The organism is Bifidobacterium sp. UBA6881 (genome assembly GCA_002451435.1).
Taxonomy (GTDB): Bacteria; Actinomycetota; Actinomycetes; order Actinomycetales; family Bifidobacteriaceae; genus Bifidobacterium.
The window spans coordinates 17582-25412 of record DKCF01000082.1 but is presented as its reverse complement, the minus strand read 5'-3'; the positions used below and the strand labels follow the sequence as shown (position 1 = coordinate 25412).

4 protein-coding genes and 1 pseudogene are annotated in these 7831 nt (G+C 63.5%); 1 reads left to right on the top strand and 4 read right to left on the bottom strand.

Going from position 1 to position 7831, the window contains the following annotated elements; translation table 11 throughout:
• From B3C64_RS06460 to B3C64_RS06445, 4 genes and pseudogenes are all read right to left on the bottom strand, one after another.
• Positions 1-1529: pseudogene (locus tag B3C64_RS06460) on the bottom strand (DNA-directed RNA polymerase subunit beta'); the annotation flags it as partial.
• A gap of 100 nt (positions 1530-1629) precedes the next feature.
• The gene (rpoB, locus tag B3C64_RS06455; protein WP_291534554.1) at positions 1630-5190 is read right to left on the bottom strand and encodes a DNA-directed RNA polymerase subunit beta; all 3561 of its coding nucleotides are present in this window, start codon (positions 5188-5190) and stop codon (positions 1630-1632) included.
• A 158-nt stretch (positions 5191-5348) separates the two neighbouring features.
• Positions 5349-5996, bottom strand: a complete 648-nt coding sequence (locus tag B3C64_RS06450; RefSeq protein ID WP_291534553.1) for a hypothetical protein — start codon at positions 5994-5996, stop codon at positions 5349-5351.
• A 118-nt stretch (positions 5997-6114) separates the two neighbouring features.
• Complete coding sequence (locus B3C64_RS06445; protein ID WP_291534552.1) at positions 6115-7050, bottom strand: A/G-specific adenine glycosylase; 936 nt, start codon at positions 7048-7050, stop codon at positions 6115-6117.
• Positions 7051-7070: 20 nt separating this feature from the next.
• Between B3C64_RS06445 and B3C64_RS06440 the strand changes: the two genes are divergently transcribed.
• The gene (locus B3C64_RS06440) at positions 7071-7730 is read left to right on the top strand and encodes a tRNA (cytidine(34)-2'-O)-methyltransferase (RefSeq protein ID WP_291534551.1); all 660 of its coding nucleotides are present in this window, start codon (positions 7071-7073) and stop codon (positions 7728-7730) included.
• The last annotated feature ends 101 nt before the right edge of the window (positions 7731-7831 follow it).

Below are 7831 nucleotides of genomic sequence, written 5' to 3'. Positions count from 1 at the left end.
ATGCCCAGACGGTGCAGCGTAGGCGCACGGTTCAGCAGCACCGGGTGCTCGGCGATGACCTCTTCGAGCACGCCCCACACCTCGGAGTCGCCACGGTCCACCAGACGCTTGGCGCTCTTCATGTTCTGCGCGTAGTTGAGGTCCACGAGACGCTTGATGACGAACGGCTTGAACAGCTCGAGGGCCATCGGCTTCGGCAGACCGCACTGGTGCATGCGCAGGGACGGGCCGACCACGATCACGGAACGACCGGAGTAGTCCACACGCTTACCCAGCAGGTTCTGACGGAAGCGGCCCTGCTTGCCCTTGAGCATGTCGCTCAGGGACTTGAGCGGACGGTTCGAAGCGCCGGTGACCGGACGGCCACGACGGCCGTTGTCGAACAGGGAGTCGACAGCCTCCTGGAGCATGCGCTTCTCGTTGTTGAGCATGATCTCCGGAGCGCCCAGCTCGATGAGTCGCTTCAGACGGTTGTTACGGTTGATCACACGACGGTAGAGGTCGTTGAGGTCGGAGGTCGCGAAACGGCCACCGTCGAGCTGCACCATCGGGCGCAGGTCCGGCGGGATGACCGGAATCACGTCGAGCACCATGGCCTCCGGCTTGTTGCCGGTGGTCAGGAAGGCGTTGACGACCTTCAGACGCTTCAGGGCGCGGGCCTTGCGCTGGCCGGTGCCCGTGTCGATCTCCTCGCGGAGCTGCTTGGAGGCGGCTTCGAGGTCGAAGTCCTGCAGGCGCTTCTTGATGGCCTCGGCGCCCATGCAGCCTTCGAAGTAGTCGCCGTAGCGGTCTTCCATCTCACGCCACAGGTCGACGTCGCCTTCCATGTCGCCCGGCTTCAGGTTCTTGAAGCGGTCGAACACGGCGCTCAGACGCTGGATCTGCTCGTCGTAGCGGGTGCGGATGGCCGCCATCTCGCGCTCGGCGCTGTTGCGCAGCTTGGTGCGGGCGGAGCCCTTGGCCTCACCGGCGGCCTCGAGCTCGGCCAGATCGGCCTCGACCTTCTTGGCGCGCTCCTCGATCTCCGCGTTGCGGCGGCGTTCCAGGTTGGCGATGTCGTTGTCGAACTCGTTCTGCAGGTCCGGCAGATCCTGGTGGCGCTGTTCCTCATCGACGCTGGTGACCATGTAGGCGGCGAAGTAGATGACCTTCTCCAGGTCCTTCGGCGCGATGTCGAGCAGGTAGCCCAAACGGGACGGCACACCCTTGAAGAACCAGATGTGGGTCACCGGAGCGGCGAGCTCGATGTGGCCCATGCGCTCACGACGCACACGGCTCTTGGTGACCTCCACGCCACAGCGTTCGCAGACGATGCCCTTGAAGCGCACGCGCTTGTACTTGCCGCAGGCGCATTCCCAATCGCGGGTAGGTCCGAAGATCTGCTCGCCGAACAGGCCGTCTTTCTCCGGCTTCAGGGTACGGTAGTTGATGGTTTCCGGCTTCTTGACCTCGCCGTGGCTCCAGTTGCGGATGTCCTCGGCGGTGGCCAGGCCGATCCTCAGTTTGTCAAATGCGTTGACGTCCAGCACTCTATTGTCCTGTCTATCGATTCTTAATGCTTAATCACGTTTGTCGTCGGATCCGTGGTGGGACCGCACCATGGGCGGCCCCACCGCAAACCCGTTCAGATCACTTGAATTCAGGTTCTTCCGCGGCCTGTTCTTCCTTGGCGGCGGCGTCGGGACGCGCGCCGATGTTGAAGCCCAGATCGTCGGAGGACGTGGACGAGTCGTCGTCCTCGTCCTTCATGTCGATGGCCACGCCGTCGGCGTTGAGCACTTCGACGTTCAAGGACAGGGACTGCATTTCCTTGAGCAGCACCTTGAAGGACTCCGGGATGCCTGCCGGCGGCAGGTTGTCGCCCTTCACGATGGCGCCGTAGACGCGCACGCGGCCGTCGACGTCATCGGACTTGGTGGTCATCATCTCGTGCAGCGTGTAGGCGGCACCGTAGGCCTCGAGGGCCCACACTTCCATCTCTCCGAAGCGCTGGCCACCGAACTGGGCCTTGCCGCCCAGCGGCTGCTGGGTGATCATGGAGTACGGGCCGGTGGAACGCGCGTGGATCTTGTCGTCGACCAGGTGGTGCAGCTTCAGCATGTACATGTAGCCCACGGAGATCGGCTTCGGGTACGGTTCGCCGGTACGTCCGTCGAACAGCGTCGCCTTGCCGTCCTCGCCGACGAGCTTGTTGCCGTCGCGGTCCGGGAGCGTGCAGGACAGCAGGCCCTTGATGGTCTCCGGGCGGACGCCGTCGAACACCGGGGTCGCCACCGGAGTGCCCGGCTCGCCCTTCTCCGCGCCCTTCGGCACGTACTTCTTCCAAGCGGCCTCGACGTCCGGGTCGATGGAGATGTCCCAGCCGGCGTGCGCGATCCAGCCGAGGTGCAGTTCCAGCACCTGGCCAAGGTTCATTCGAGAAGGCACGCCCAGCGGGTTCAGCATGATGTCGACCGGGGTGCCGTCCGCCAGGAACGGCATATCCTCTTCCGGCAGGATGCGGGAGATGCAGCCCTTGTTGCCGTGGCGGCCGGACAGCTTGTCGCCGACCGTGATCTTACGGTGCTGGGCGATGTAGACGCGGATCATCTGGTTGACGCCGTTGGGCAGCTCGTCGCCGTCCTCCTCGGCATCCTCGCGGGTGATCTCCTTGACGCCGATGACGGTACCCGTCTCGCCGTGGGGCACGCGCAGCGAGGTGTCGCGCACCTCGCGGGACTTCTCGCCGAAGATGGCGCGCAGCAGGCGCTCCTCCGGGGTCAGCTCGGTCTCGCCCTTCGGGGTGACCTTGCCGACGAGGATGTCGCCGGCCTCGACCTCGGCGCCGATGCGGATGATGCCGCGCTCGTCGAGGTTGGCCACCGCGTCCTCACCGACGTTCGGCAGGTCGCGGGTGATCTCCTCGGCGCCCAGCTTGGTCTCACGGGCGTCGATCTCGTATTCCTCGATGTGGATGGAGCTCAGGGTGTCGTCCTGCACGAGGCGCTGGGAGATGATCACGGCGTCCTCGTAGTTGTAGCCGTTCCACGGCATGAAGGCGATCAGCAGGTTCTTGCCCAATGCCAGTTCGCCCTTTTCGATTGCCGGGCCATCGGCCAGCACGCTGCCGGCCTCCACGCGCTCACCGTCGTGGATGATCGGACGCTGGTTGTAGCAGGTGGTCTGGTTGGAACGCTGGAACTTGGCCAGCTTGTAGGAGCTGGTGGTGCCGTCGTCGTTCAGCACGCGGATCATGTCGGCGGAGACGTAGTTCACCACGCCGTCCTTCTCGGCCTTGATCACGTCGCCGGAATCGTTGGCGGCGCGCCATTCGGAGCCGGTGCCCACCAGCGGACGCTCGGATTCGATCAGCGGCACGGCCTGACGCTGCATGTTGGTGCCCATCAGCGCTCGGTGGCCCTCATCGTGCTCCAGGAACGGAATCAGGGAGGCGCCGAGAGACACCATCTGGCGCGGGGAGACGTCCATGTAGTCCACTTCGGAGACGGGCACATCGACCGCCTCTTCCTCGCCCACTCGGGCAAGGGCGGACTTGGATGCGAAGTTGCCGTTCTCGTCCAGCTCCTGGTTGGCCTGGGCGATGACGTGTTCGGCATCGCGGTCGGCGGTCATGTACTCGACCTCGTCGGTGACGTGGCCGTTGACGACCTTGCGGTACGGCGTCTCGATGAAGCCGAACGGGTTGATGCGGCCGAAGGTCGCCAGAGAACCGATAAGACCGATGTTCGGGCCTTCAGGGGATTCGATCGGGCACATACGTCCGAAGTGGGACGGATGCACGTCGCGCACCTCCATGGAGGCGCGGTCGCGGGACAGGCCGCCGGGGCCCAGAGCGGACAGACGACGCTTGTTCGTCACACCGGACAGCGGGTTGTTCTGGTCCATGAACTGCGACAGCTGGGAGGTTCCGAAGAACTCCTTGATGGTGGCGTTCACCGGGCGGATGTTGATCAGGGACTGCGGGGTGATGGCCTCCGGGTCCTGGGTGGTCATACGCTCGCGGACGACGCGCTCCATACGGCTCAGACCGGTGCGCAGCTGGTTCTGGATCAGCTCGCCGACCTGGCGGATACGACGGTTGCCGAAGTGGTCGATATCGTCGACGTCCACGCGCAGGTCCACATCCTGGCCGTTGCGCTTGCCCGGGAACTTGGTCTCGCCCTCGTGCAGGGTGACCAGGTACTTGATCGTGGCGATGATGTCCTCGCGGGACAGGCTGCGATCGTTGATGTCCTTCTCAAGACCAAGCTTGCGGTTGATCTTGTAGCGGCCGACGCGGGCCAGATCGTAACGCTTGGTGTTGAAGTAGAAGGAATCCAGCAGGTTGCGGCCCGCATCCGGGGTCGGGGTGTCGGCCGGGCGGATCTTGCGGTACAGGTCGGTCAGGGCCTCGTCCTGGGTCTGGATGGTCTCCTTGGCGAGGGCGTCCATCACCAGCGGGTAGTCCTTGAAGGAATCGGCGATCTCGTCCTTGGTCATGCCGATCGCCATCAGGAACACGATGGCGGACTGCTTGCGCTTGCGGTCGACGCGGACGCCGAGGACGTCGCGCTTGTCGATCTCGAACTCCAGCCAGGCGCCGCGGCTCGGGATGATCTTCGCGCCGAAAATCTCCTTGTCGGAGGTGCGGTCACGGTCGCGGTTGAAGTACACGCCCGGAGAACGGACCAGCTGGGAGACGATCACACGCTCGGTGCCGCCGATGATGAAGGTGCCGTGCGCGGTCTGCAGCGGGAAATCGCCCATGAACACGGTCTGGGACTTGATTTCGCCGGTGTCGCCGTTCTCGAATTCGGCGTTCACGTACAGCGGCGCGGAGTAGGTGTAGTCCTTCTCCTTGCATTCCTGCACGGTGTGGCGCGGTTCCTCGAAATACGGATCGGAGAATGTCAGGCTCATGGTCTGAGCGAAGTTCTCGATCGGGGAGATCTCCTGGAAGACCTCGTCAAGGCCGGAGGTGTGCGGCACGGTGTTGGTGCCCTTCTCCAGATCCTCTTCGACGCGCTTCTTCCAGCGCTCGTTGCCGATGAGCCAATCGAAGCTGTCGGTCTGTACACCCAGCAGGTAGGGTACATCAATGGGCTCGCGGATGGAGCCGAAGTTCACACGGTCCGACGCCTTGTGCAGATCAATGTCGTGCTGGTCGGCGCGTGCGATGATGGTGGTGGTGTTCGTCATAGCCTCAGCCAATGGACGTTCCTTATCGCTCGCTAAATCGTAGTTTTCCCCGGAAGCGCTCCCATTGGCCACCATATGCCTAATACGCGGGCGCTTCTTCCTTGTCAGCGTGCCCGCTATATGACACGCATGTACGCAAAGTCATTAGAATAGCATATGCTGTAGATTTTCTATTCCACGGTGATTCCGACGGGTTCGGACTTCGCCTTCGCGTCCTTGGCGAGCGAGATCTGCGCGCTGTACACGCCCTTCTCCACCTTCGGCAACGTGGATTGGTCCTCCGTGCATCCGCTCCCGCTGCGCACGCCAGGCCAGGTGATGGATCCCTCGACCTTGTCGCCCTTCGCGATCAACCGATAGTCCGCATCAACCGGGCACAGGTTCGATTTCCAGACCACACTGCCGCCGGACCTGATCGTCAGCACCACGTTCGTCGCCGACATGTCGATCAGGCAGCCCGCCTTGTTCGCACCGTCGTATCTGACGCCCGTGGTGAAGTCAAGCGTGCCGCCCACGCCGAACGACGACGCGGCCGGCGTCAACGTGAGCGCGACATCCGAGGAATTGCATTTCGCCACCTTGCTTTTGCGCACCGCGCTCGGCGTCGGAACCGCCTTGCGCGAGACCGCGTAGATCTCGGCATGGTGGATCTCGCGGTTCACCGCAGCGAATCCCACCGACAACGAGTACACGCAAAACACCACCAACGCGACGGCCGCGACCGCCGCGACGCCCACGACGATGCGACGCCTGCGGAAAATCGCCTGTTGACGGTCATTGCGCTTCCCGACCCGTCCCATGGAATTCTTCTGTGCCATGATTGCCCAGTCTACAGCGCGGAAACGGCGACGGCGGCTCAGCGGGAAGTTTTATGCGGGAAAGCGCACATTTCCACTCGCGACGGAACGTCGACCTGGAGCATACGTGCAAGGGGATTCATACGGGAAAGCGCACTTCCCCACCCGGCAGGATCTCGATCAGCCCGTCTTCGTCCAACGACGCGACGCATTTGTCGAGCTGAATATGATCGGGCCATAGCCGTTCGAGATCGGCGCGGTCCAATCGGGACTTCCCCTCAGGCAACGCGCGCAACGCATCCAGCACCAGTCCGCGCACCTGCCGATCGGTTCCCTGGAACCGTTGGCGAGGGCGCGTGCGCCGCTCCCCCAATCCCGGCCTGCCATGCCGCAGGAACACGCAGTACGATGCGATCGGGCATGAATCGCATAGCGGCTTCTTCGCCGTGCACACGGTTGCGCCCAATTCCATGACCGACTGGTTCCACACCACGGACGGCCGGTCGAAACGACGGACCTTCGCGGCGTTGTCTTCGGGAAGCACGCGATTCGCCAACGCGCGTTCCGCGGGGCTCGCCGCGCCGCCGAGCGATTCCTCGCCGAGGAACGCCCGCGACAGCACACGGCGGATATTCGTGTCGACCACCGCTATGCGGGCGCCGAAAGCGAAGCTCATCACCGCGCTGGCGGTGTAATCGCCCACGCCGGGCAAATCCATCAATTCGTCATAGGTACGCGGAAGCTCGTCATGGAAATCATTGGCGACCGCGATGGCGCATTCGCGCAGCCGCAATGCACGACGCGGGTATCCAAGTCGCCCCCAGGCCGCGATCACCTCGGATTTCGGCGCGGCCGCGAGCGCCGCGGCATCGGGCCAGCGTTCCATCCATTCGGTCCAGTACGGCACGACACGGCCCATCTGCGTCTGCTGGCTCATCACCTCGGAAACCAGCACGCCCCATGGCGTGGTACGGCCGAAACGCCATGGAAGGTCGCGGGCGCATTCCCGCCACCATTGCGCGAGGGCGTTCTGAATCTCACCGGCTTCTTCCAACCGTTCGTTCGTGTCGTTCATCGTACCTATTCTTAGCATTTATGACGAACGAAGAACACACCATTGACGCGCACAGCGCGGCGGAAGCCAAAGTCGAGAAAATGTTCGAATACGGCTACCGCAAATCGAACTACGGTCCCGACGAGCTGGTGACCGACGCGCACGGCAATCCGATTTCCGTGGTGGACGCCATGCTGAGTGCCGAGGACGCGGCCAAAGCGGAAACCTCGACGCCGCATCTGTGCTACTACTCCCCCCGCATCCCCGGCAATACCGGTTCCGCGATCCGTCTGTGCGCGGTGACGGGCACGATCCTGCATCTGGTGGAGCCGCTGGGGTTCAATCTGCGCGATACCAAGCTGCGTCGCGCCGGCCTCGACTACCACGACATGGCCCATGTGGTGCTGCACCCGGATTTCGACAACCTCGTGGAATCCATGCCGGGTTCGCGCATCATCGCGTTCACCGCGCACGCCACCAAGCTGTACACCGATATCGAATACAAGCCGACCGACATTCTGCTGTTCGGGCCGGAGCCGGGCAACATCCCCGATCCGATGGACATCATGGCCGGCCCCCACGTGGCGGAACAGGTGCGTCTGCCGATGCGGCCGTCACTGCGCTCCCTGAACCTCACCAACTGCGCGTCCATCGCCATCTATGAGGCGTGGCGTCAGCTGAACTTCGCCGGCGGACGATGATCGTTGCTTTTTGCACGGCCACCGGTGTCCGTATGAAGGGCGTTGATAATTGAATGTCTCTCCATGCGGACGCTCCGCGCGAGTGAGCGACCACATGGGGA